This is a genomic window from Maribellus sp. YY47, from assembly GCF_023111095.1.
Taxonomy (GTDB): Bacteria; Bacteroidota; Bacteroidia; order Bacteroidales; family Prolixibacteraceae; genus Draconibacterium.
Genome location: NZ_JALGYW010000009.1, coordinates 59078 through 84516 on the forward strand (window position 1 = coordinate 59078; position 25439 = coordinate 84516).

Sequence of the window (25439 nt, forward strand, 5' to 3'; positions counted from 1 at the left end):
CCTATTTTGTTGCACTTAGCGTTAAACTAAAAATACCTGCTCCTTTTGATTTTAATTCGGCGACTTCCTCCTCAGAAAGGTATTTACGAAGAACATCGTCCGGAACGGTTATGGCTCTTCTTTTATGAATCTGAAGATCCGAAAAACCAATGTTCTGAATGATTTGCAAATAATCGGGTTCCTGCGATGCACCCGCCACACATCCTGCATACATTTCGGCTTCATGTTTTATCTTTTCAGGCAAATCGCCTACGAGTACCACATCCGAAATGCAGAAATGTCCGCCCGGTTTCAACACCCGGAATATTTCAGAAAAGGCCTGTTGCTTATCCGGCACAAGGTTTAGCACACAATTGCTGATCAACACATCAAAAGCATTCTCGGGTAAGGGCATATTTTCAATGTCTCCCAGAACAAATTCCATGTTTGTAAAACCGGTTTTGGCAAGATTCACCTGCGCTTTGCTGATCATTTCCTCTGTAAAATCAAGCCCGGTAACTTTCCCATTTTCGCCCACAATGCTGCGCGCCACAAAGCAATCGTTTCCTGCACCCGAGCCTAAATCCAACACCGAGTCTCCGGGGTGGATTCCGGCATATTCAGTAGGCAGTCCGCAACCTAAGCCCAAATCTGCATCGGGATTATGGCCTTTCATCGAGGTGTATTCGTCGCCGATCATGCTAAACTCCAGCTCACCGCAGCAAGCCGAGGGGCCACAACACCCTGACTGATTCAGTACAACACTCTGGGAAGCAATGCTCCCGTACTTTTCCTGAACCATCTTTTTTACATCTTCTGCTTTCATGACAATTGAGGTAAAATTTCTTCCTGATAAAATTTGTAAAAACCTTCTTTGATCTCATCCCTCACGCGATAGTATTCGCTTTGGATAAACTCGGGCGTTCCCACAGCATGCGACGGATCGTCGAACCCGATGTGCAAACGATGTTTTACTTTTCCGATAAATGCAGGGCAATTTTCGTTGGCGCCACCACACACCGTAATTACATAATCCCACTCCTGATCAAGATAGATCTCCACCGAATCAGAACTGTGTCCGCTGATATCAATCCCAATCTCCTTCATCACTTCAACAGCTTTGTGGTTGAGCTTGCCCGAAGCTTCGGTTCCGGCAGAAGCAACTTCCAACCGGCTGTCGAACGATTGCATAAATCCATGTGCCATTTGGCTGCGGCAACTGTTGCCGGTACATAAAATCAGTATCTTCATTTGTAAATGTTTTAGCAGTTGTTATCCGAACAGCAGTCGATCTCGGATAGAAATCCGCCCAGCATGTCCTTTAAATTATTTATTTTCTCTGAATTCAAACAGTAATTGGTTTTCACCCCGTCAATCTCTCCTTTTATCAGACCAGAATCCTTTAATTCCTTCAGATGCTGATTGACCGTTGTTCGACTTAAAGGCAGCACCTCGCAGATATCGCCCGTCATGCAACTCCGGGTTTCGGCTAAAAACTGCAGAACGCGCAAACGTGCCGGATGTGCCAGCGCTTTAAAAAGAACCGCCTTTTCAGCCAATTCCTTATCAAATAATTCCGTTTTTGATTGAACCATCTTTTGTGAACTTTTCGTTTATGACGCAAATATACGTCACAAAATTTAATAACGTATAAATACGTCATTAAATTTTTATTACAGTTAGGAATAATTCTCCAATGATAAGAAAATCAGCACAGTTGATGTCTTTGGGAGCAATCAGGGCTTAATTTTCCCAAACAGTCCCAGCAGTTTTGAATTCAGAATATTTTTGATTTCCGGTTCATTCTCGCCGATTGGTTTCACAGGAATCAGATCCATCACTTCTTCAGCTTCCAAACCTGCCTGGTAATATATTCTCCACGCTTTCTTCAAGCTGGCAGAAACAGTTTTTCGTGCCTCCTCATCGGTTAACCCGGTTTCTCTGGCAATCGCCTCCATTTGCTGCCACTGAAACCAGAAATAAGTGGGCAACATGGCCGAACAGATGGCATAACTTTCCAGTTTTGCTTCTTCTGCCTCGAAGGTTTTGCCGAGCTTTTTAAGCAGCTTCAACACCTTCTTTTTATCCTGATCGTCAAAACCAGGGGCAAAAGTCACAGGGTTGTAGCCTTCGTTGATAAATGAAGTTGCGTTGGGTATCATCCGAATCAGTTTTTGAGTCGGCAACACCGCTGCCATTTTTTCGAGCGTAATCTTGGGTGCCAGCGAAATCACAACCGTTGAAGTGTCCACCGCTTCTTTTATAGCCTGCAAGGTTTCCATTACAACCGGAGGGTGAACCGCAATAAATACAAGCTGTTGAGTAGCTGCTTCGGCTGCAGATCGGGCAGCCTGAACTCCGGGAAAATCATTTATCAGTGCAGTACTTGTTTCCGTGTTGGGCTCAAAAACCAGCACATTTTCGGGCAGGGCATTTTTATTGACAAGCCCCTGAAGAAAGATCCGCGTAATGCGGCCTCCTCCAATAAAACCTATCGATTGTAGTTTCATCAGTTTTAAGTTTTAAGTTATTTATGCAACAGTTTGATCAATCGTCCTCCTTTCAGAATACTAAAAGAATACCGTGAATACGTAGTAGATTCCAACCAAAATGAATACAAGCGCAATTACCCGGCGAAACCAAAGTTCGAAGGTTTTTAAGCGATTATATAATCCACCTACTCCTGAAACGGCATAAGCAATCAGCCAGGCAAACAAGATTACCGGAATTCCGGTGGCAATGGCAAAAACAACGGGAAGGTACAAACCCGATGCGCTGCTGATGGTGAGCGGAATCAGCATTCCGAAGTATAAAACGCCGCTGTAAGGACAAAAGGCCATGGCAAACAACATTCCCAGCAAAAGAACATCCCAGTAGCCGGTAACTCCTTTTTTTTCGAACCGTTCCGCAATTTTTCCTCCTCCCGGAAGACTGATCTTCAAAACACCGAGCATAAATAGTCCGATAACGATCAGCAAAGGGCCAATGATCTTTTCACCGTAACGTTGAAAAATGCCAGACACAGCAAACTGATCCGCTCCAAGAAAAAGGACAAAGGCCAGCAAAGTATAGGCAACAGCTCTTCCCAGAGTGTAAATTAAACCGTTGTAAAAAACCCGGTTTCGGTTTTCTATGTCTTTACCAATAAAACCAACGGCCGTAATATTTGTTGCCAGAGGACAAGGACTGATGGCAGTCATCAATCCCAGGATAAAAGCTGTTAGAACCGGAAAAGAGCTGTTTTCAAGTAATCCGGTTAGGAATCCATCCATCTTACAACAATGGTTTTATTTTCTCTTCAATCACCTTTTTGAATTTAGCCGGATCGGTTCGGGCGTATAAAAATCCCTGGTTCGTCAGGTCGATCTTTTTATTTCCCTTCATCACGATAAGCGACTGGCTGTTTACCCCCAGTTCTTTCCCCTTGGCTTCCCCTTCGGGTTTATCCAAATTATAAGCATCAAAACTAACCTGGCTACCAAACAATTCTTTTACATCCTGCTGTGCTTCCGACTCAATCGCTTTGCAGGTGGCACACCGCGAATTCAGATGAAAGTAGTAAACTTTTACAGTCGCTTCTTTTGTTTCTTTTTTCCCGGAATCGGTCTGCGCTGAAACCTGAATTCCAAACAATAAAACAGCGCAGAGGCTCAATAAGGCAATGTTGATTTTTGTACTCATTTGATTCAATTATTTGTTTTTATTTAGTTTTTACAAAATTCTAATCTTCATATTATAAGGCAATTGTAAATCCTTCATTTTCTGCCTACCAACTCCTTATTAGTTCGGCGTTCGCAAAACACCGAACAACCTACGTAAAATTTTTAGACCTTCCAGAATTCCTTAAATAAAGCTTTCGCTTCTTCCCAGTTTTCACGGTTGATACAATATTTGATGCGTGGCGCTTCAATCTCCCCCTGTATCAGTCCGGCATCTTTTAATTCCTTTAAATGCTGCGAAAGGGTTGATTTAACAATCGGAAGTTCTTCGGTTAAATCGCCGCTGTAACAGCAGCTTTGGCTGGCCAGCAATTCAAGCACGTACATACGAATCGGATGGCCCATTGCTTTGGCGTAACGGGCCATCTTCTTCTGCTTATCAGTTATTACTTCTTTACGCGCCATGTTGTTCGTAACTTACCGAACAAATGTACATAGAATTCTGAAGAAATGAGACATATCCCTGCAAAATCGATCTCTTTATTTAATTGTCTTTATTCTTCCGAATTCAGAGAGACTACAATTTTTCCAAAGTTTTTTTACCAACATTACAACCCTGCTTTTTTTTCCCTGTCTATGAACTTGAAAACAATTAACAATGGGAAACACAAAAATCGCTTACACTGAAATCCGGAACGTTTATCGAAGAATATCAGTTGTTTGTCGGATAATCTCAGCAAGACAGTAACTTAAACAATAATTTAGTCGTCCATAGAAAACAAAACAGAAAACAATTATCCAACATGCAGAAATTAAAAATCCTCACACTACTGCTCTTTTGTGCCTTTTTGGCAAGGGCACAGGAAGTTACCTTAAGCGGTTATTTAAAAGATGCCTCCAACGGCGAAGCCCTGATTGGAGCGACCGTTTATATTCCGGAACTGAAACAGGGAACCGCCAGTAATGCCTACGGCTTTTATTCGCTGACCATTCCGGAAGGAACCTACACCATCCGTGTTTCATTTATCGGGTACCAGCCTGCTGAACAACAACTGGAAGCCAGTGAAAGTATTACACGCGATTTTTCTCTCTCCGATTTTTCAGAAGAAATCCAGGAAGTTATCGTGCGCGGCGAAGCAGCCGATGCAAATGTGCAACGGGTTGAAATGGGAATGACTACCTTACCGGTAAAAACTATTCAAAAGCTGCCGGCTTTTATGGGCGAAGTAGATGTGATCCGGACCATCCAGTTGCTGCCGGGCATTCAAAGCGGCGGCGAAGCCAGTTCGGGTTTGTACGTCCGTGGCGGTGGTCCCGACGAGAACCTGATGATCCTCGACGAGGCACCTGTTTACAACGCCTCTCACCTGATGGGATTCTTTTCGGTGTTTAATTCCAACGCCATCAAAGACATTCAGGTGTACAAAAGTGGTATCCCTGCTGAATATGGTGGGAAAGCCTCTTCGGTGATCGATATTCGCCAGAAAGACGGGAACAACAAACAGCTGTCGCTCGACGGCGGAATCGGCAATCTCTCCAGCCGACTCACGCTCGAAGGCCCGATCATCAAAGACCGCTGGAGTTTTCTGTTGGCCGGTCGCCGCACTTATTACGATGTGCTTGGGAAAGCCATGGGACTGGAAGAACTAAAAGACAATGCCCTGTACTTTTATGACCTCAACGGAAAGTCGAACCTCATCATCAACGATAAAAACCGGATTTACCTGTCGGGATACAACGGAAAAGATGTATTTGAACTGGGGGAATCGCTTTATATGCGCTGGGGGAATACCACCGCCACGCTGCGCTGGAACCACATTTATGGCGACAAGCTTTTTATGAATGTATCGGCTATTTATTCGAAGTACCGCTACAATCTCGGTGTTCCGGGTGAAAATGCAGATAACTTCGACTGGTCGTCACAAATTCGCGATTATAATGGGAAAGCCGATTTTTCCTACTTTTTCAATCCGCGTAACACCTTCAAATTTGGAATAAATTCGATCTACCACAACTTCAAACCCGGGAAAGTAATTACAAAAGGTGAGAACTCCATGTTCAACGATATGGAGCTGGCCGAATACAACACCCTTGAAAATGCGTTTTACGTTTCGAACGAACAACAATTCTCGGATCGGTTCACGCTTCAGTACGGACTTCGTTTAAGCCATTTCCAGCAAGTGGGCGAAGGTGAAGTAAATATTTATGAAAACCCGGAGCAACCCGACAAGGATGAACTGGTAGAAACCATTCAATACGGCAAAGGTGACAAAATCGGCGATGCCATCGTTCACCTGGAACCACGTGTTGGGATGAAATTCACACTCGACGGAGCGAGTTCGGTAAAGGCTTCGTACAACCGAATGGTGCAAAACCTGCACCTGATATCGAATACTCAGTCTCCGTCTCCGCTCGATATTTGGCTGCCCACCAGCACCTATATAAAACCGTTGATTGTCGACCAGGTTTCGATGGGTTATTTCCGCAATTTCAAAAATAACATGTGGGAAACCTCGGTTGAAGTGTATTACAAAGACATGCAGAATGTGCTGGATTACAAGGAAGGCGCCGAACTTTTTCTGAATGAAAACATTGAAACAGAATTGCTGCACGGCACCGGAGAATCAAAAGGCCTGGAACTTCTGGCCAAGAAAACCAAGGGCCAGCTCACAGGTTGGATTGGCTATACCTGGTCAAAAACAACGCGGAAAATTGAAGGAATCAACAACGGAAATCCTTACCCTTCAGATTACGACCGTACCCACGACCTTTCAGTAGTTGCCAATTACGAACTTAACAAACGCTGGAACTTTGCTGCCAACTTTGTTTATTCAACCGGCTCTCCCATTTCTTATCCTGTGGCAAAGTACACCGTACAGGGAAACCAGGTGTTTGAATATTCGGCAAGAAACAGCAACCGTTTACCGGATTACAACCGTCTCGATTTATCGGCAACCTACGACTTCAAAAAGAACGAGCACCGGCGTTTCAAACAATCGCTCAACTTTTCGATCTATAACGTTTATGCACGCCGAAACGCTTATTCGATCACACCCGAAGCCAACGAAGACAATCCAAACCAAACCCAGTTTGTTCGCTTGTCGATTATCGGTTCCGCCATTCCATCCATCACTTACAACGTAAAATTTTAGCCATGAAGAAGACATATTTATACCGCGCCATACTTTTATCCCTGCTAACTGCCCTTATCCTGGTTAGTTGCGAAGACATTGTTGAAGTAGACCTTAACGACGAAGACATTGACCTGTTTGCAGTGGAAGCCTACATCAATACAAAACCTGCCGACAACGTTTATGTAAAAATTGAAAAAACGCTGCAGGTAGATCAGGCTGCAACAAATCCGGCGGTGAACAGCGCCATTGTAGAGATTTCGGATGATGAAACAGTTCCAAACACGGTTATTCTTAAAGAACAGGGAAACACCGGAATCTACAAATTACCGGAGAACACGGTTTATGAAGCCGTCCCCGGACGCACTTATCATCTGACCATTACAACCACAGACGGAACCGTAATTACTGCCACTGAATATCTGCAACACGTAGAGACACTGGATAAAACAAAGATCAATCTTTCGGCGAGGGGCGATTACGAATTTCTGGCTGTTTTCATCAACTCACAGGAAACACCCGGCGAAGGAAATTATTACAAATGGGACATTTACATCAACAATGAGTTGTTGTACGAAAGCGAATACCTGGCTTTTGCCAGCGACGAACTGGTAGATGGCAACTACATTTACGATTTTGAAATACTGACGGATTTCGAAGATAAAGAGGAAGACAAGGTCTTTCATATGGGAGATACCGTTCGGGTTGAACAGTTATCGATTTCGGAAGCAAGCTATGATTTTTATTTCGGGCTGATAAACCAGGCTTTCTCAGGAAGTCCGTTTAGTGTTCCGCCGGCAAATGTTCCCGGCAACCTCACGTCGAGCGATGGCAAACGAGTTTTGGGGCTTTTTTCAGCCCGCGACATTTCGGTTGGCGAAAGCATTGTGATCGACGAAAACAACTACAAACCACTGATATCGAGCATTCCTCCGGGAATCTGACAAAATACGGATCAGTCTGTCATCTCTGTATCTTTTTACCGGAAACCTTTTCCGTAAAGAGATACAGGGATTTTTTTATTGAAGAGTATTAAATCGAAGCATAAAATTTTACACTGAAATCACTTATTGGCAGATTTGGTTAAATTTGTGTTTTCATCGGAATATGAAGAAAAACATTAATAAACTACCGGAATATTTCAAGATCGAGAAACTCATAAACGACAAACGCGTTGTTGTTTTTTTAATTTGTCTTCTGATCTCGACTTCACTTTGGTTTCTGAACGCGCTTAGCAAAGATTATTCAACCACCATTGCGTATCCGGTGAAATATGTAAACCCACCCAGCAAACAGTTTCTGGCCAACGAGCCACCATCGAAACTGGAGTTAAAAATTGATGCGCATGGATTTACCCTGCTGCGTTATAAACTCAGTCTGTCATTCTCTCCGATCATTCTGAATCTTACCAATATCACCAAAGATCTGAAACCGGAAGACGGCATATATAAAGTTCCGTCCTCGGGATTGATGCGAAGAATTAAGGCCCAGGTCAGCAGCGAAATATCGATTTTGGAGGTGCAACCGGAAACGCTCGAAATAATTCTCGACAGTTTAAGCACCATAACTGTTCCGGTAAAACCCAATGTTGAGCTAAAATTTAAATCACAGTTCAACCTGCAAAACCCGGTAAAAGTTATTCCTGCGGAAGTTAAAATAACCGGCCCGTCATCGGTAATCGATACCATTAGCGAGCTCTCCACCCAGCTTCTGAAACTTGACGACCTCGATGCCACCGTTGAAAAATACGCAGATGTGCTTAAACCGAAAGCGACAACGATCTCGCCGGAAAAAGTCACATTAAGGATCGATGTCGAAAAATTCACCGAAAAAGAATTAAAAATACCGCTTATCATTCGTAACCGCCCCGATAGCCTAAGTGTTAAACTCTTCCCTTCGGAAGTAAAAGTTACCTGTCTGGTTGGCTTGAGTGAGTTCGAAGATGTGACGGCCAACGATTTTAGTGCGGTGGTAGATTATGCCGACATGACTAACAATGCCCTGCATATTCCGGTAAAAATCGATCGGAAATCTTCCTTCATTCAGCTGGTGCGCGTTACACCCGAAGCAGTGGAATACCTCATCGAAACCAACTAAAAAATGGCGTTAAAAGTAGGGATCACCGGTGGAATAGGAAGTGGAAAATCAACCATTTGCAAGGTTTTCGAAAAGCTGGGTGCACCGGTTTTCGAAGCCGACCCGGTAGCCAAAAGACTGATCGATACCGATCCTGAAATACGACAAGGGCTGATTGACCTTTTCGGACCCGACATTTATACCGAAAAAGAAAGTGTTGACCGAAAAAAACTCGCTGAAAAAATATTTAATGATGAAATTCAGCTGGCAAAGGTGAATGCCTTGGTACATCCGGCCGTCCGTGCAGAGTTTTTGAAATGGGCCGAATCTCAGGATGTGCCTTACGTGGTTCACGAAGCAGCCATTCTTTTTGAAAGCGGTTTTTACCAAATGATGGATTATACCATTTTGGTTACCGCGCCCGAGGAAGACCGGATAAAAAGAGTAACCATGCGTGACGGTTCTTCCCGCGAGCAAGTGATCGAAAGAATGAACAAACAATGGGCTGATGACGAGAAAAGAAAACTCGCCAGCATTGAAATTAAAAACGACAACCGGGAGTTGATTCTTCCGCAGATAGTTAATATTGACAAACAGTTAAGAGAATATGGCAAAATTTGGTAAATGGGTAGGCGGCGGCCTGGGTTGGGCATTTGGAGGCCCCATAGGTGCAATCTTCGGTTTTGTAGTGGGCTCGATGTTCGATGGCGGCCAGGAAGCCATTAAAAAAGGAACAGGCGGATATTCGTCGCGCACCACCACCGGAGGTTACGTAATGAGCCTTTTGGTTTTGGTAGCCGCAGTTATGAAAGCCGATGGTAAAGTACTGAAATCGGAACTTGACTATGTAAAGAAATTCCTGGTTCATAATTTCGGAGAAGATTCGGCACAGGAAGCAACCCGAATGTTGCGCGATCTGTTACAGCAAACCATTCCGGTAAACGAAGTATGCCGTCAGATACAGGCCAACATGAACTACTCTGCCCGCTTGCAGCTTGTACATTTTCTGTTTGGAATTGCCCAGGCTGACGGACAGGTTGATCCAAGAGAATCGGAGCTTATTAATCAGATTTGCAGCCTGATGGGAATTCAGCGGAATGACTACGAATCCATTCAGGCGATGTTTGTTCCGAATACCGATTCTGACTATAAAATCTTGGAAATTGAACGCACCGCTACCGATGATGAAGTGAAAAAAGCCTACCGCAGAATGGCGATGAAATTTCACCCCGATAAAGTAAGTACGCTGGGCGAAGAGATTCAGAATGCTGCCAAAGAAAAGTTCCAGAAAGTGAACCAGGCCTATGAGAATATCAAAAAGGAAAGGAACATCGCGTAGTTGATAGTCGCAGTTTGCAGTCACAGTTTTCAGGAAGGAAGGATTGAGGGACTGAAGGATTGAGGGATTGAAGGATTGAATAACCAATCATTTTTTTGAGACTTGCGGCTTGAAGCTTGTAGCTTTCGGCTTATTTAAGCAGTAAAGCATTCCTGAATTTTTTACAATATACAGGGGAATCCAGTCATCAGTGCATAGTTTAGAACAGTAATTATAAGATCAAAACATGAAAATTGTTTCCACCAACATCGGCGAGCCCCGCACCCTGCCGTTCAACGGGAAGGAAGTTACTACCGGAATTTTTAAATTCCCGGTAGAAGAAGGTATTTTTCTCGGCGCTGAAGATGTGGAGAAAGACCACGTTATTGACCGGCGTTATCACGGGGGCATCGACAAGGCTTGTTACCTCTACTCTGCAGATCATTATGAATACTGGCAAAAACTTTATCCTGAGCTGGAAATGCCCTGGGGAATGTTTGGTGAAAACCTGACGGTGGAAGGATTGCACGAAGCTCAGGTAAACATCGGAGATGTATTCAGCATAGGAGATGTGATCGTTCAGGCTACCCAACCGCGTCAACCCTGTTATAAACTCAATTTTCGTTTTCACGACAAGGAAATTGTGCGCCAATTTGTCGATTCAGGTTTTTCGGGTGTTTACGTGCGGGTACTGGAAGGTGGTCAGGTAACTGCGGGTACTGAAATGAAACGTATCGAACGGAAAGAATCTGTTTCCATTCAACAGGTTTACACGTGGATTTACGCCTCTGATTTTGATCCGGAAATAAAGCGCGCCATTAACGATCCCAATATTGCGGCCAGCTGCCGGAAAGACTTATTAAAACGCTGGGGAGACCTACTTTGATAATTTTGCAGCCAGGTTTTCCAGTGTTTGTCCTTTCGTTTCGGGCATTTTAAAGATCACCCAAAGCAACTGCCCCACCATCATTATTCCGAAAAACACATAAACCAGTGCCGGGCCAATCTGTCCAAAAAGAAACGGGATGAGAGCCGGAATGGCAGCTGCCAGTATCCAGTGAACTGAGGCTCCGAATGCCTGGCCCGAAGCCCGAAGTTTTGTCGGGAAGATTTCGGAAATAAATACCCAGATAACAGCGCCCTGCCCCACTGCGTGTGCAGCGATAAACAAAAAGAAAAACAAGGGCACCAGCATTCCTTCCCATTTTAGGGCAAAAGCCAAAGCAACCAGCGACAAAGAAACGATGTACCCAAAAGAGCAGATGTACATCAGGGTTTTTCGCCCGTATTTATCGATCATCGAAATCCCGATCAAAGTAAAAGTAAGATTGACAACACCAATACCGATTGAACTCAGAAACGAGGCTGATTTTTCCAGTCCTGCCAGTTCAAATATCCTCGGAGCATAATACAAAAACGCATTAATGCCTGAGAGCTGGTTAAAAAAAGCGATAAAAAACGCTAACATCAGCGGTACTCTGAACTTCTTCATATAGATATTTTCCTTTGCCACTTCCTGAGATTTTTCAGTTTCAATCTCAGCCAGCTCTTTTTCAATATCCGTATCAGGAGCAATGCTTTGAAGAATCTCCAATGCTTTCGCCTTGTTGTTTTTATATTCGAGCAACCAGCGCGGACTTTCGGGCACTTTCAACACCAACATCGAATAAATCAGCGCAGGGATTGCTTCAACTCCCAGCATCCAACGCCAGGCATTTTCGCCGATATCGCGCAGCAAATAGTTCGAAACATAAGCCATCAGAATACCAAACACAATATTGAACTGATACAAGGCAACCAATTTTCCGCGTTGAGCGGGAGGCGCAATTTCGGAAACATAGGAAGGCGCTACCACGGTGGAAACACCAATTCCCAAACCACCAATAAAACGTAGCAGGGCAAAAACATACGGATCAGATGCCAGGGCCGAACCCAATGCCGAAATAAAAAACAAGGCTCCAATACTTATCAAGGTGCGTTTTCGTCCAAGGCGATTGGTTGGAATCGATCCGAAAATCGCCCCCACAACCGTTCCCCATAAGGCAGTAGACATCACAACCAGTCCGTGAAACAAATCGGAACTTTGCCACAATACCTGCAACTGCTGATCGGCGCCCGAAATTACCACGGTGTCAAATCCAAACAGAAAACCTGCCAGGGCCACAACAATCGAGAAGAAAAAAATCTTTGAATGCTTCATAAGTCGGTTTGTTTTATCCGTCGGGTATCGTACAAAAAAGAAAATTTCACTTCCTTCTTACAAATCAATACGGATGCTTAATTTTACTTTGCTTAAAGGTAAACATCATTTTTAGATGAGATTCAATTCAAAATAAAAGTTGAAAGATTTGTGTTGAAAAACAATTCAATGAGCAGTAAGATATAAATGAGCGAACTAAACTATAAAGCAGAACGGGAAGCGCTGGTAAAAGCCGGGCTGAAACTGGTGGAACTGGGGTTGGTCTCCCGCACCTGGGGAAACATCAGCATCAGGGTGAATGAAAATGAAATGCTGGTTACGCCCAGCGGAAAATATTACGAAGATACGCTGCCCGAGGACATGGTTCTGATCGACATACGCACCAACGAATACAATAAAAACAGCGGAAAACCGTCATCTGAATTTAAACTGCATTCGGGTATTTATGTCGATCGTCCTGAATTCAGCGCGATAATTCATACACACCAGATGAATGCATCGACCTGTGCTGCTGCCCGCCGTGAAGTGCCTCCGGTTCTTGACGACATGGCGCAAATTGTAGGTCCGTCGGTTCGCGTAGCCAAATACGCACTTTCCTCCACCAACAAACTGGTTCGGAATACGGTAAAAGCCCTGCGCGGCCGGAATGCTGCGTTGATGGCTAACCATGGCGCCGTTTGCGCCGGAAGTAACCTGGACGAGGCCTTTGCCGTGTGTGAGGTGCTCGAAAAAGCCTGCAAAGCATTTATTGAGGCGGAATTTCTGGGAGGAGCTAAAAGCATCAACAAATTCTCGGCCTGGGCCATGCATCAGGCGTATTTAAAGAAGTACTCAAAACTGGCGGGGAAAAAATAATCAATTCGCAGAATTTCTTAATCGTGCCAGTTTTTGTTCGAGTTCTCCGATCGGATGTTGGATTTGCTGCGAACAAATTTCTAAAGTTTCAGAAATTCAACCTCCGCCCAACTAAGTGTTAAATGGTTGGATTGGCCTTGTATTCTTCCCACAATTCCGCAGGATTTTTACCCGTTAGCTTCACCCAGATTTCGTCGTTGTAGGTATGTTTTCGCATAACGACATCCATCTTCTTAATGAAATTCTTGTTTTTGTTTTGCACAATCCAGGCAAAAAAGCGGGCAGTTACGCGGTAAGAATTGTCGTAATTTTGCTTGTCGGTAACTTCGGGTAACGACCACCCGGCACCGGCATTGTCAACACCGTATTTGTAGCGCACGTAATCGGCAATTCCTTCGGTTACCCACCACGGACCGGGCGTTCTGCCGTAATCCTGAACAATGTGCATAACCTCGTGCGTAACCACGTCAATATCGCCGGGCAACCGATCAAACCATCGCGGGTTAAAAACCACCTTGCCGTTGGAAGTGGCAGCAACACCATCGTAGGCAGGATCAATGACAAACTTTACCTTTTTCGCGGCTTTTTTGTTGTATTCTTTGGCCATTTCTGGATACACTTCAAAGAAGGTATTCTTCAGCTTCTCACCAATCTCCGGGCTAAATTCTTCATCTTTGTTGATGTAGATAAGTGTGTAACCTTCTTTTGAGATCGAGTCTCTTGCAAAAATTTTTCCGGAATCACTTTTTTGTGCATTTGCTTCCGACAAGAATGCAAACAATACGAAAACAATAGAAAATAATCTTAGGTGTGGTTTAAGTTGCATGTTTAAATTTTTAAAAATTGAAGAGCTAAAGATATAATTTTCCATTAAGCTGAGGACTAAGAGACTTTCTAATGAAAAGTTAGTTAAGGTATTCTTTCAGCTCGCCTAACTTCAGCTGACGATCCATCGAATAGACCACACTTTCGCGATCAACTTTATTGAGTAAGAAATAAGCTTTTCTGAAATAGTCAACCCGATCTCTTTCTTCCGGCGCCATCTCGCCTTGCTCTTTTAGTACGAAGGCAAACAGTTCAATGTGTTCGTTGCTGAGTTTCTTTTCATATTGAAGAAAAGCCAGTAATTCTTCGATACTCATCTTTCGGACATCTGTGTCAATTTTCAGACAATTGTAAAAATACCGGATCTGGTCTTCGGCCTGTTTATCTTCTCCCCGCTCCCGGTGTCCCAGTATCTTGTGAATCACCTCAAACAACTGCATTAGTTGCCTCATCAGAAAATCGCGTTCAATACCCATGTTTTAGATTGTTGAAGTAGCTATAAAAATAGAGATTTTTGAGAAGCGAAAGCTGATTGATCTGATGAACACGATCTGCACAACCTCTTTAGTTCCATTTTTGCATGAAAGCATTCCACAATATTCCTTAGTTTTGCACAAATTTTTATTGAATGGGATACTTCGACGATCTTTTTCCCGACAGCTTTAGCGATGATGTGAAAGAAGGGAAAGATTTTTATTTGGAAAACGGCTATCGGGTGATGACCGAAGAATATCTTACCCGACGCGGCTATTGCTGTGCCAATGGTTGCCGGCATTGCCCGTACTGGCCAAAGGCACAAAAAGGAAATACCAACCTAAGAAAAAACATGTGATGAAGGGAACAGAATTACGGATCGCATTTATGGGCACCCCCGATTTTGCGGTGGCCAGCCTGAAAAAATTAGTGGAAGGCGGTTACAATGTGGTAGGCGTAATTACCGCTCCCGACCGCCCGGCAGGACGGGGAAAACAACTGGCTGAATCGGCGGTAAAAAAATATGCCGTGGAGAACAACCTGAACGTTCTGCAACCCGAAAAACTAAAGAATCCCGAGTTTCTGGAAGAACTGCGTGCACTGAAAGCCGATTTGCAGGTAGTGGTAGCTTTCAGGATGTTGCCCGAAGCAGTTTGGGCCATGCCGCCGCTCGGTACCTTTAACCTGCACGGATCATTATTGCCCCAATACCGGGGCGCTGCTCCTTTAAACTGGGCCATTATTAACGGAGAAGAAAAAACCGGAGTAACCACTTTTTTACTGGATCACGAGATCGATACCGGCAAAATTATTTTCAGCAAAGAAATTGACATTTGGGAAAACGATACCGTTGGGACCATTCACGACAGCCTGATGGAAATAGGTGCGAAACTGGTAACCGAAACCGTTGATGCTTTGGCTGAAGGAAATTACGAAGCAGTTTCGCAAGAGGAGATAATTGCCGGGCAGGAAATAAAACATGCTCCCAAAATCTTTAAAGACGATTGCAGAATCGACTGGACAAAAGACGTGGAATCGGTTAGAAACCTGATCCGCGGACTGTCGCCCTACCCTGCAGCCTGGACCATTTTAAAACACAAAACCACCGGAGAAGAAATCTCTGCCAAAGTATTTTTTGCCATGCATGCTGATGGGAAAAGTGCCCAACCGGGAACAGCTGTTTCTGACGGCAAAAACTATATCAAAGTAGCTTGTGGTGCCGGGTGGTTGCAAATCACCGACCTGCAGATTGCCGGGAAGAAAAGAATGAAAACGAATGAATTTTTAAGGGGATTTCAGCATATTGAGGATTACCTGTTTGTTTGAAAAGGACTCAGCGCAGGAAGGATTGATGGGCTGAAGGGTTGATGGATTGAATTACCAATAACAAATAATGAATATCCAATGATCAACGACCCATGGCTCGCGGCTTGCAGCTTATTCAAGCATTTATGCATTTTCGCATGGTGCTTAAAGAATGTTCAGTCTCAGTTTTCTGTTTTTCACTTTTGATGTGACTAAAAACTGAGACTGAAAACTGAGACTGGGAACTGAGACTGGGAACTTGCTATTTCCGCTTTCCGTTCATGATAAAGAAATAGATCAGGAAGCCGAGCGATACAAACACCAGTAAAATCCCTAAGGGCAGAACAGCATCGCGCCCGGTGACCCATTCGCGATCGAACAGCTTCAGTATATCAATTACGATAAATCCCAAACCTGTCATCAATGCCACCAAACCCCATTTTAACGAGGGGAAACGATTTGTCTCATCATTAACCGGCTGTCCTTCGTCTAATATACCCACCCGTTCATATTGCTGGGCTTTAATTAGCTTTCTTTTCAGCAAATGGGTTGAAATCAGTTTGACAATGTGATACGCAGCAAAAAAAATAACTGCTGTAATAAATAATTCAGTACTCATATTCTTATCGTTTAAAATTAAATTCTGAACGTTTGACTACAGCAGCTACTGAAATGTTGCAATTATTTTCCCTTTTATTAAAAACCGTATCAGAGATTGAGTGCTTCTACGATCACAAACAAGAAGATTCCCAGGAATATTGTATTGTAAATAAACGACATACCGACAAACTTTGCCACCACCTTGCCGATTCCCTGTCCATAGAATTTTTTCATGGCAATAATAGTGTAGATGGGGAAAGTAAGCGACAAGATTAAAGTAACTATCCCGAAATTAACAGATAAAGTAAGGTACATTCCGATAATAAGAATCATCAAAATAAAAAGGTAAGAATGAATATGGATCGAAAAGATCAAATGCCGAATGTAATTTTGATTTCGCCGGATATAAAACAGCTTTAAAATAAGTGCAAAAACAGGCAGCAAAAGAAAAAATGCCCATGACATATATTTCAGTATTCGCGCTTTTATCTGTTCAGGCGAGCGAAGCAATTGTATCAGCTCCCTTTTTTCTTTTCTTTCGGCCTTATCTGTCTCTGTTTTCAGTTCCTGTTCAAGTCTTTCTGCCTCTGTTGCCATGCCTTGGCGTATATTACCGCCAAAAAGAGTTTTTAAATTTGAGTTTAAATTCAACTGCGCCGAATCTCCAACGGGAACATCCTTTAGTTCAACTCTTAACATTGAATCCACTGCAGGCATATTTAGTGAATCTACGGCACTTGCTTGATCTCTTAAATCAGCATCCAGCATTGCATCCAACCCTCTGTTTGTTAAAACTTCCAACAAAAGAAAAAGAACGAAACTGGCAAAAATGAAAATGCGAAACGGCGGAGCATAACGGACTCTTCTTCCCTCGAAATATTCTTTGGTCAGGTAACCCGGTTTAAAGAGCAGGTCGATGGTCGTCTTAAAAAAGCGTTCGTCGAAAGCGAAGAAATCACCGACAAAATTGTAAAAAAGAAAACTAAAGGGACGGTCGAAGTCGCTTATCGATTGTCCGCAATGCGGGCAATAGTATCCGGTAAAAACCGTTTCGCAATTTTTACAAACGACTTCACGGCTTGCCTTTTCCTTTTCAGACTTTCCTATTCTTTTCCTGATTTTAGACCACATGCGATTTTTTGCTGTTTCGTTCACCCAGGTTGATTTCCCAGTCATCGATAAACGGGAAAATCGACGGTGCCAGCGAACGAATGGGTTCATACATCCTGGAATTGGCTTTGGCTTCGGGCGAAACGATGCCGACATCCTGATCCACTTTATCAAAAACCACCAACAACACGCTAATAATCAGGGCCGATTTTATGATCCCAAAAACCAGCCCGGCCAGTTTATTCACAAAGCCCAGCAAAACAGCTTCGGCCAGTTTATTGACCACGTTCCCGACAATGTGCACCAGGATAACAATGACCACAAAAGTGACCACAAACGAGATGATGTTCAGGTAGCGTGTGGTGAAATCAAAATTTTCGACCAGAAATTCGGAGGTAACATAGGAGAATTCGATGGCTCCCCAAATCCCCAAAATCAGCGCTGCCAAAGAAACCACTTCGGCAATCAACCCTTTGCGAAATCCGTTGATGGCCGAAAGACCCAACAAAATCAGCAGGATAATATCAATATAATTCATAATCTCTTTGGTTTAAAAGCCGGCTGTTTTGGTTCGAAGCAACCGCACCCTTGAATCAGACCTGTTAGCTGACGGTAAAAATAAACAATTACCGGCATTCACAAAATTCAAAAACCGGTGAATGCTTTCCTTATAGGTGAACCAGAATGTTGACAAGATCTGTTTTTTTTGGGTTCGGGTTGACATAAATATTCATAAATTTGAATTCGATAAATTTTTACCGAGTATGCCCATTTTAAATTCAGTAATACGTTGGATCACCACCCGGAGAGGCGATGAAATTCAGTATTATAGTGAATACCCGCTTGAAATTCAAAACGAAGTGCTTTTTAATCTGTTAACCACTGCTAAAGACACGGTGTGGGGAAAACAGCATAATTACGACAAAATAAGTTCGTTAGAGGATTATCAAAAAAGTACGCCGCTTCAGGATTACAACCAGGTAAAACCCTATGTTGAACGGATGCGTAACGGCGAAAGCGATCTTTTGTGGCCGGGAGAAACCAAATGGTTTGCCAAATCATCGGGAACCACCAGCGACAAAAGCAAGTTTATTCCGGTCACCCGAGAAGCTTTGGAAGACTGTCACCTGAAAGGCTCCAAAGACGTGTTTTTCCTGTACCTGCACACCCACCCCGATACAAAATTACTGAAAGGCAAGATTCTGACTTTGGGGGGAAGTCACCGGGTGAACAACTTCAGCAACAATTCCTATTACGGCGATCTTTCGGCCATTATGCTCGAAAATGTGCCTTTTTGGTCCGATTTCCTGAGAACTCCGACTACCGAAGTTGCCCTGATAGAAGAATTTGAGGAGAAGATCGAAAAAATCATTGAAACGGCACTCGAAGAAAACGTAACTGCCTTTACCGGCGTTCCGTCGTGGTACCTGGTACTTTTTAAAAGGGTGCTGGAAAAAACAGGAAAATCAAACCTGCTGGAGGTTTGGCCCAACCTGGAAGTGTTTGCGCACGGAGGCGTTAATTTTGATCCCTACCGCGAGCAATACCGGAAACTCATTCCGTCGAACCAAATGCATTACATTGAGACCTACAATGCGTCGGAAGGCTTTTTCGCCATTCAAACCAACGAGCACCAGGACGACATGATGCTAATGCTGGATTACGGTATTTTCTACGAATTCATCCCGATGTCGGAATTTGGAAAAGAAAATCCACGGGTACTCGGACTGGACGAAGTGGAGCTGAACGAAAACTACGCGATGGTTATTTCGACCAGCGCCGGGTTATGGCGTTACATTATTGGCGATACGGTAAAATTTACGTGTAAATACCCGTTCAAAATAAAAATCACGGGGCGTACCAAGCATTTTATCAATGCATTTGGCGAAGAAGTGATTATCGACAATGCCGAGCAAGCGCTAAAAGTGGCCTGCCAGCATACCGGTGCCCTGGTGAATGAATATACCGCCGGCCCCATTTTTATTGGAGACGATCAAAAGGGAGCCCATCAATGGATCATCGAGTTTGAGAAATCGCCCGATGAACTGGACCATTTTACCCGCATACTCGACAATACCCTAAAAACGCTAAACTCTGATTATGAAGCCAAACGCCACAAAAACCTAACTTTAGAGATGCCTCACATAATTGAAGCGCCCAAAGGAACGTTCTACAACTGGATGAAACAACGCGGCAAAGTGGGCGGGCAAAACAAAATTCCCCGCTTATCGAACGACCGCAAGTATCTCGACGATCTTTTAAAAATCTTAGAGAAATAAGCTTTTTTTTATACTTTAGATATTCAAATCAAAAATTTACGATGCACATAGCAATTGCAGGAAATATTGGCGCCGGTAAAACAACGCTGAGCGAATTACTGTCCAAACACTATAAATGGACCCCTCATTACGAAGATGTGGATGAAAATCCGTACCTGAACGACTTTTACAACGATATGCAGCGCTGGTCGTTCAATCTGCAGGTTTACTTCCTGAACTCAAGATTTCAGCAGATTATCGATATCCGGAAATCGGGCAAAACGATTATCCAGGACCGTACCATTTATGAAGATGCAGAAATATTTGCGCCCAACCTGCATGCCATGGGTTTGATGAGCACCCGCGACTTCAACAACTACAAAACGCTGTTTGATTTAATGGTGAGCCTGATTCAGCCACCCGATTTGCTGATTTATCTGCGGGCCTCGATCCCCACTTTGGTGAACCAGATTCAGAAACGCGGCAGAGAATACGAGAATTCGATCAGGCTGGATTATCTAAAACAGCTTAACGACCGTTACGATGCCTGGATAAACAACTACAAAATGGGAAAACTGCTGGTGATTAACGTGGATGACCTCGACTTCACCACCAACCCCGAAGACCTGAGTTTTGTGATCGACCGAATTGATGCACAAATTCACGGGTTGTTTTAGAAGAAAGCGCATAGCTGCAAGCCACGAGCTTCAAGCTGTGAGTTTGAAATAATCATAAAAAAATAACCAATCGTTGTAACGGTTGGTTATTTTTTTCGCTGTTATCAGGTTAAAGTGATCTTTATTGGAAAAACGCTTTCTCTTCTCCATCAACTTGACGGGAAAGAACCTGTTCGAATTTAACCGGACAGATACTACTGCCAACTGCGACTGAATACTGTATACTGAATCTTATTCTTCAGCAACTATTTTGTTGATTTCGGCCATTACTTCGGGCCATTGAGCATCGGGTAAATTAGGCCCCATTACTTCTACTACTTTCCCCGAAACAAGTGCCGCAATCTTTCCGCTTACGTTCATCGGGTAGCCTTTGGTCAGTCCGTAAAAAAATCCGGCGGCATAGGCATCTCCGGCTCCGGTGGTATCCACTGCTTTTGCAGGAACAATACCAATACGCGTTACCTCATCGCCGTGTTTGATCATCGAGCCTTCTTTTCCTACTTTCACGATGGCCAACTCGCAATATTTTGCAATTTCGTGAAGCGCCGCCTCGGGCTCAAGACCGGTAAACGAGCGTGCTTCTTCTTCGTTGGCAATTACTATATCGACATTGTTTTTTACCAGGTCTTTCAGAAATTCAAGGTTGGCATCCACCACGTTAAAACTCGAAAGATCGATGGCTATTTTTAGCCCGGCAGCTTTGGCTTTCTCAACACCGGCTTTAATCAACTCGTGGTTAAAAACCAGGTAACCTTCCATGTACAGGTATTTGTAGCCTTTAAACAAACCCGGAGTAAAATCGTAAGGCTGCAGCTCTGAAGCCGCACCAAGATAAGTTGCCATGGTTCTTTCCGAATCGCGGCTAACCAGTCCCATTACACGGCCCGTGCCGTTCTCGCTGTAACTGAGATGCGTTCTTAAACCACGTTTTTCAAAATCCTCTTTAAAAAGGTCACCCAACTTATCTTTGCCCACTTTCCCCATGTAGCCTCCGTTTCCGCCCAGGTTAGCAAACGAACGCATGGTATTGGCTACTGAGCCACCTGTGGTCAGGGTGCTGCTTTCTGAAAAAGTTGCAGCATAAATCTGTTGCGAACGTTCAGCATCAACCAGTGTCATGCTGCCGCGTGGCAATCCAAATTTTTCGAGCAGTGAGTCATCGTTAATCACTGAAATTACATCAACCAGTGCATTCCCCACCCCCAATACTGCAGGTATATTTTTATCAATCATTCTATCTTTTTTAGCAAGCTCAAATATCAACATTTTAGATAAACCGAAAAAAATGAAGCGCATTTTTCTTCCGCCCGTCAGTTCACCTTTCCAATCTGAAAAAAAGCGACAGGAAAATCCCGTCGCTTTGCATTATCTGGTTTTGGTTTTTATTTTACCAGTTCCAACGTTTGTTTGGCTATTTCCAGTTCTTCGTTGGTCTGAATAATCAGCACTTTTGTTTTTGAATTTTCTGTGTTGATTTCGTGAACACCGTCTTTCCGGTTTTTATCTTTTTCTTCGTCCCATTCTATGCCCAGGTAATCCATGCCTTCGCAAACCATCTGGCGGATCGAAGTTTTATTTTCGCCAACGCCGGCAGTAAATACAATGGCATCCACTCCATTCAATACCGAAGCGTAACTACCGATAAACTGTTTGATGCGGTAAGCATACATTTCGCAGGCAAGTGTGGCATCTTTGTCTCCTTCATCCAGTAATTTTTCCACATCACGCATATCGGTCAGTCCGGTCAAACCTTTCATTCCGCTTTCCTTGTTCAGCAAGTTGGAAATTTCGGTTACCGAATATCCTTTTTGTTCGGCCAAAAAGAAAATGATTGCCGGATCGATATCGCCTGAGCGGGTTCCCATGATCAGTCCGCTAAGCGGTCCCATTCCCATGGTCGTATCCAAACAAACACCACCTTTTACAGCGGCCATAGAAGCGCCGTTACCTAAGTGAATAGTAATGACTTTTGCATCTTTTTTTCCCAGGTATTCTGCAGCTTTCTCCGAAACAAACTTGTGCGAAGTTCCGTGGAAACCGTATTTGCGAATTCCCATCTCTTTATAAAATTCGGCAGGAATAGCATAACGGAAAGCTTTTTCGGGAAGCGTTTGATGGAATGCTGTATCGAAAACACCCACTTGTTTGGCGTTTGGAAATACAGTTTCGGCCACTTCCACACCCACCAGGTTGGCCGGGTTATGCAGCGGTGCCAACGGAAACAGTTCCTTTACCTTTGCTTTTACCTCAGCGGTAATTTCAACGGTTTTCGTAAAAGCTTCGCCTCCGTGTACCAAACGGTGTCCCACAGCCTGAATTTCTGAAGGATCGCTGATTACACCCACTTTTTCGTCGGTAAGCAATTCGGCTACCCTTTTTAAGCCTACAGTGTGATTTGGAATCGGGAAAGTTTCTTTCAACTCCTTTTTCTCACCGTTTACAAAAGTCTTGTACTTTACTACACCCTCTTCCAGGCCAATTCTTTCAACCAACCCGCTTGCCAATGGCAGTTCAGTATTCATATCAATCAACTGATACTTAATCGATGAACTACCTGCATTAATTACTAAAATATTCATTTGTTATTTATTTACTCAATAAGGCTAAAACTGAACCAGAAACATTCGTCTTAGCCTTTGTATTTGCTTTTTACCTGCTTCCGCGGCTGGCTAGATTCCTTCCTGTGCCTGGATCGCTGTAATAACTACCGTATTAAAAATATCGTCGACGGTACAACCGCGGCTTAAATCGTTCACCGGTTTGTTCAGTCCCTGCAACATTGGGCCAATGGCCAGTGCACCGGTTTCGCGCTGAACTGCTTTGTAGGTATTGTTTCCGGTATTTAAATCGGGGAATACCAAAACATTCGCTTTCCCGGCAACCTCAGAGTTGGGCATTTTACTGATTCCCACACTTGGATCAACCGCCGCATCGTACTGAATCGGGCCTTCAATTTTCAGGTCGGGACGCAGTGCTTTTGCTTTTTCGGTAGCTGCACGTACTTTGTCAACTTCTGCGCCGGTACCCGATGTTCCCGACGAGTAAGAAAGCAGGGCCACTTTCGGATCGATACCAAAAGCGATGGCCGATTCTGCCGACGAAACAGCAATTTCTGCGAGCTGATCGGCATTGGGGCTTACGTTAACGGCACAGTCGCCCATTACCGTAACATGGTCGTCGAGACACATAAAGAAACAAGATGAAACCGTAGAAACACCCGGACGGGTTTTTACAAACTGAAGCGCCGGAATAATGGTGTGCGCCGTTGTGTGCGCGGCACCAGAAACCATACCGTCGGCGTCGCCTTTGTACACCATCATGGTCCCGAAGTAGGAAACATCGAGCATGGTATCGCGTGCCATGTCTTCCGGAATATTTTTATGCTTCCTCAGCTCATAATAGGTCCGCCAGTAACCTTCGTACAATTCCGAGTTATTCGGATCAACAATCGTAATCTCGTCTTCGTTCAGTGCCAATCCCAAATGATCGGCTTTTGCCAGAATTTCATCGCGATTTCCCAAAAGCGTAATTTTCACCACGTTTTGTTCGATCAGATGAACGGCAGCGGTAAGAATCCTGGGATCGGTTCCTTCGGGCAGTACAATATGTTTTTTATTCGACTTTGCTTTTGAAACCAGGTTATACTGAAACATGCGCGGCGTAATTACACTGCTTCTGAAATTGGCAAATTTATGGAGCAGCGATTCGGTGTCCACATAGTTATCAAAAGTAGCAATGCTAAGCTCAATCTTGCGGGTATCTCCCGGACGAATGCCCGGTTTGATGTTGGCAATTTTGCTGGCGGCCACAAAAGTAACGTCGTCCACCAAAATAATCGGGACCGGGTTAGGCAAACCATCAATCAGTTTCATAATCGGTGGTTCCGGACGAATTCCCCCGGTAAGTACAATACCCGAAATCGACGGATAGTTAACAGACGCATTCGCCTGAAAAGCTCCCATCAGAATATCGGCACGGTCGCCGGGTGTAATAATCAGGCTGTTTTCTCTTACCCGCTCCAGGTAGTTGCGCAACTGCATGGCGCCCACATCGAAATGATCGACCTGCTTGCTAAGTAAATTTTCGCCCAAAAGAATTTCGCCGCCAATCTGATCGTATATCTCATGAATGGTCGGGCTGCTTAACTTGGTTACCTCCGGAATAATTTCGATGGTAGTATCGGCAGGAACAACTTTTTTCAGTTCTGCTTTTACTTCTTCGGCATATTTTTCAGGCACGCGGTTCATACAAACGGCCTGCACCGGAACATCTTTTTCAGCAAATGTTTTTACCACCAGGTCGAGGTTGGCCACCGCATCCTTCAGATCTTTGTTGTGAGCCGAACTCACAATAATGGTTGGGATCGCCAGGTTTTTGGCAATTTCGGTGTTCAGATCCACCTCAAACGAAACGCCTTTCCCCGAAAAATCAGAGCCTTCCACCAGCACCACATCGTACTTGTTTTCCAACTCTTTGTACTGCTCGATGATCTTGTCGATCAAACGGCTTTCCTGCCCCATGTTTTTGTACTTCACCACCTGCGACATGGTAAACCCGTAAGTTTCCTTGTAGTCTATATTCAGGTTGAAATACGACATCATGGTTTCGATATGGTTATCCCTAACTCCTGTGGGATAGTCGCTGATAATTGGCCTGAAATAACCTACTTTTCCGGAACGGGAAAGAAGCAATTTCATGATTCCCAGCGCCACCACCGATCGGCCTGAACGCTTTTCGGTGTTTGTTACATAAATACCTTTCTTAATCATCTAAAATTATTTTGAGGAACCAATTTCCTTTTAAAAAAACGGTGCAAAAATAGTAAAGTTATGCCGTTGAAATTGAGTAAAACTCTAAAAAGAATGAATCTGGATAAATTCTTAAAATACATTGAAAATAAGAACGAAACAAAGGTGACCTAAATCACCAAAAGAAGGAATTTTCGGTGTCAAATAACATAAAAAATTCTATC

At 43.9% G+C, this 25439-nt stretch carries 27 protein-coding genes; 11 read left to right on the forward strand and 16 right to left on the reverse strand.

Going from position 1 to position 25439, the window contains the following annotated elements; all coding sequences use genetic code 11:
- Position 1: 1 nt before the first annotated feature.
- The 7 genes from MR764_RS09045 to MR764_RS09075 form a co-directional block, all read right to left on the reverse strand.
- On the reverse strand, positions 2-805 hold the full coding sequence (locus MR764_RS09045; RefSeq protein ID WP_247979089.1) for an arsenite methyltransferase: 804 nt from the start codon (positions 803-805) through the stop codon (positions 2-4).
- On the reverse strand, positions 802-1230 hold the full coding sequence (locus tag MR764_RS09050; RefSeq protein WP_247979090.1) for an arsenate reductase ArsC: 429 nt from the start codon (positions 1228-1230) through the stop codon (positions 802-804). The genes MR764_RS09045 and MR764_RS09050 overlap by 4 nt, the downstream gene beginning before the upstream one ends.
- Positions 1231-1241: 11 nt before the next feature.
- Complete coding sequence (locus MR764_RS09055; RefSeq protein WP_247979091.1) at positions 1242-1574, reverse strand: metalloregulator ArsR/SmtB family transcription factor; 333 nt, start codon at positions 1572-1574, stop codon at positions 1242-1244.
- Between the two features lie 141 nt (positions 1575-1715).
- Complete coding sequence (locus MR764_RS09060; protein ID WP_247979092.1) at positions 1716-2489, reverse strand: NAD(P)-binding domain-containing protein; 774 nt, start codon at positions 2487-2489, stop codon at positions 1716-1718.
- Between the two features lie 60 nt (positions 2490-2549).
- The gene (locus tag MR764_RS09065; RefSeq protein WP_247979093.1) at positions 2550-3251 is read right to left on the reverse strand and encodes an aromatic aminobenezylarsenical efflux permease ArsG family transporter; all 702 of its coding nucleotides are present in this window, start codon (positions 3249-3251) and stop codon (positions 2550-2552) included.
- Between the two features lies 1 nt (position 3252).
- Entirely contained in the window at positions 3253-3660 is a 408-nt protein-coding gene (locus MR764_RS09070) for a nitrophenyl compound nitroreductase subunit ArsF family protein (RefSeq protein WP_247979094.1), read from the reverse strand.
- Between the two features lie 143 nt (positions 3661-3803).
- Positions 3804-4103 carry a metalloregulator ArsR/SmtB family transcription factor gene (locus MR764_RS09075; protein WP_247979095.1) on the reverse strand — a complete coding sequence of 100 codons (300 nt, stop codon included), beginning with the start codon at positions 4101-4103 and terminating at the stop codon, positions 3804-3806.
- A 338-nt stretch (positions 4104-4441) separates the two neighbouring features.
- Between MR764_RS09075 and MR764_RS09080 the strand changes: the two genes are divergently transcribed.
- From MR764_RS09080 to MR764_RS09105, 6 genes are all read left to right on the forward strand, one after another.
- On the forward strand, positions 4442-6790 hold the full coding sequence (locus MR764_RS09080; protein WP_247979096.1) for a TonB-dependent receptor: 2349 nt from the start codon (positions 4442-4444) through the stop codon (positions 6788-6790).
- Positions 6791-6792: 2 nt separating this feature from the next.
- Positions 6793-7713, forward strand: coding sequence for a DUF4249 domain-containing protein (locus MR764_RS09085; protein WP_247979097.1), 921 nt, complete (start codon positions 6793-6795; stop codon positions 7711-7713).
- A 163-nt stretch (positions 7714-7876) separates the two neighbouring features.
- On the forward strand, positions 7877-8866 hold the full coding sequence (locus MR764_RS09090) for a CdaR family protein (RefSeq protein ID WP_247979098.1): 990 nt from the start codon (positions 7877-7879) through the stop codon (positions 8864-8866).
- A gap of 3 nt (positions 8867-8869) precedes the next feature.
- On the forward strand, positions 8870-9469 hold the full coding sequence (gene coaE, locus MR764_RS09095) for a dephospho-CoA kinase (protein ID WP_247979099.1): 600 nt from the start codon (positions 8870-8872) through the stop codon (positions 9467-9469).
- Entirely contained in the window at positions 9453-10184 is a 732-nt protein-coding gene (locus MR764_RS09100; protein ID WP_247979100.1) for a TerB family tellurite resistance protein, read from the forward strand. The genes coaE and MR764_RS09100 overlap by 17 nt, the downstream gene beginning before the upstream one ends.
- A gap of 226 nt (positions 10185-10410) precedes the next feature.
- Positions 10411-11049, forward strand: a complete 639-nt coding sequence (locus MR764_RS09105; RefSeq protein WP_247979101.1) for an MOSC domain-containing protein — start codon at positions 10411-10413, stop codon at positions 11047-11049.
- On the opposite strand, the gene MR764_RS09110 is transcribed toward MR764_RS09105, so the two are convergent.
- Positions 11041-12363: a sugar porter family MFS transporter gene (locus tag MR764_RS09110; protein ID WP_247979102.1), complete on the reverse strand. Its 1323-nt coding sequence runs from the start codon at positions 12361-12363 to the stop codon at positions 11041-11043. The genes MR764_RS09105 and MR764_RS09110 overlap by 9 nt on opposite strands.
- Positions 12364-12549: 186 nt before the next feature.
- On the opposite strand from MR764_RS09110, the gene MR764_RS09115 reads away from it, so the two are divergent.
- Entirely contained in the window at positions 12550-13218 is a 669-nt protein-coding gene (locus MR764_RS09115) for a class II aldolase/adducin family protein (RefSeq protein ID WP_247979103.1), read from the forward strand.
- Between the two features lie 118 nt (positions 13219-13336).
- Here the strand turns inward: MR764_RS09115 and MR764_RS09120 are convergent, their stop codons facing one another.
- Complete coding sequence (locus MR764_RS09120; RefSeq protein ID WP_247979104.1) at positions 13337-14044, reverse strand: basic secretory family protein; 708 nt, start codon at positions 14042-14044, stop codon at positions 13337-13339.
- A gap of 79 nt (positions 14045-14123) precedes the next feature.
- The gene (locus MR764_RS09125) at positions 14124-14519 is read right to left on the reverse strand and encodes a hypothetical protein (RefSeq protein ID WP_247979105.1); all 396 of its coding nucleotides are present in this window, start codon (positions 14517-14519) and stop codon (positions 14124-14126) included.
- A 152-nt stretch (positions 14520-14671) separates the two neighbouring features.
- On the opposite strand from MR764_RS09125, the gene MR764_RS09130 reads away from it, so the two are divergent.
- Together MR764_RS09130 and fmt are read left to right on the forward strand one after the other, a co-directional pair.
- Positions 14672-14875: a DUF5522 domain-containing protein gene (locus tag MR764_RS09130; protein WP_247979106.1), complete on the forward strand. Its 204-nt coding sequence runs from the start codon at positions 14672-14674 to the stop codon at positions 14873-14875.
- Positions 14875-15843 carry a methionyl-tRNA formyltransferase gene (gene fmt, locus MR764_RS09135; protein ID WP_247979107.1) on the forward strand — a complete coding sequence of 323 codons (969 nt, stop codon included), beginning with the start codon at positions 14875-14877 and terminating at the stop codon, positions 15841-15843. Before MR764_RS09130 ends, fmt begins: the two co-directional genes overlap by 1 nt.
- A gap of 241 nt (positions 15844-16084) precedes the next feature.
- Here the strand turns inward: fmt and MR764_RS09140 are convergent, their stop codons facing one another.
- The 3 genes from MR764_RS09140 to MR764_RS09150 all read right to left on the reverse strand — a co-directional run bounded on the left by MR764_RS09140 (position 16085) and on the right by MR764_RS09150 (position 18070).
- Entirely contained in the window at positions 16085-16441 is a 357-nt protein-coding gene (locus MR764_RS09140) for a DUF6249 domain-containing protein (protein WP_247979108.1), read from the reverse strand.
- Between the two features lie 89 nt (positions 16442-16530).
- Positions 16531-17577, reverse strand: coding sequence for a DUF3667 domain-containing protein (locus tag MR764_RS09145; RefSeq protein WP_247979109.1), 1047 nt, complete (start codon positions 17575-17577; stop codon positions 16531-16533).
- A complete protein-coding gene (locus MR764_RS09150) occupies positions 17543-18070 on the reverse strand; it encodes a CvpA family protein (protein ID WP_247979110.1) in 528 nt (175 codons plus the stop codon). Before MR764_RS09150 ends, MR764_RS09145 begins: the two co-directional genes overlap by 35 nt.
- Before the next feature lie 226 nt (positions 18071-18296).
- On the opposite strand from MR764_RS09150, the gene MR764_RS09155 reads away from it, so the two are divergent.
- A complete protein-coding gene (locus MR764_RS09155; protein ID WP_247979111.1) occupies positions 18297-19811 on the forward strand; it encodes a GH3 auxin-responsive promoter family protein in 1515 nt (504 codons plus the stop codon).
- A 41-nt stretch (positions 19812-19852) separates the two neighbouring features.
- Positions 19853-20467 carry a deoxynucleoside kinase gene (locus MR764_RS09160; RefSeq protein ID WP_247979112.1) on the forward strand — a complete coding sequence of 205 codons (615 nt, stop codon included), beginning with the start codon at positions 19853-19855 and terminating at the stop codon, positions 20465-20467.
- A gap of 231 nt (positions 20468-20698) precedes the next feature.
- Here the strand turns inward: MR764_RS09160 and MR764_RS09165 are convergent, their stop codons facing one another.
- From MR764_RS09165 to pta, 3 genes are all read right to left on the reverse strand, one after another.
- Positions 20699-21700, reverse strand: coding sequence for an adenosine kinase (locus tag MR764_RS09165; RefSeq protein WP_247979113.1), 1002 nt, complete (start codon positions 21698-21700; stop codon positions 20699-20701).
- Positions 21701-21849: 149 nt separating this feature from the next.
- Positions 21850-23046, reverse strand: coding sequence for an acetate kinase (locus tag MR764_RS09170; protein WP_247979114.1), 1197 nt, complete (start codon positions 23044-23046; stop codon positions 21850-21852).
- A gap of 90 nt (positions 23047-23136) precedes the next feature.
- Complete coding sequence (pta, locus tag MR764_RS09175; RefSeq protein ID WP_247979115.1) at positions 23137-25236, reverse strand: phosphate acetyltransferase; 2100 nt, start codon at positions 25234-25236, stop codon at positions 23137-23139.
- Positions 25237-25439: the final 203 nt, after the last annotated feature.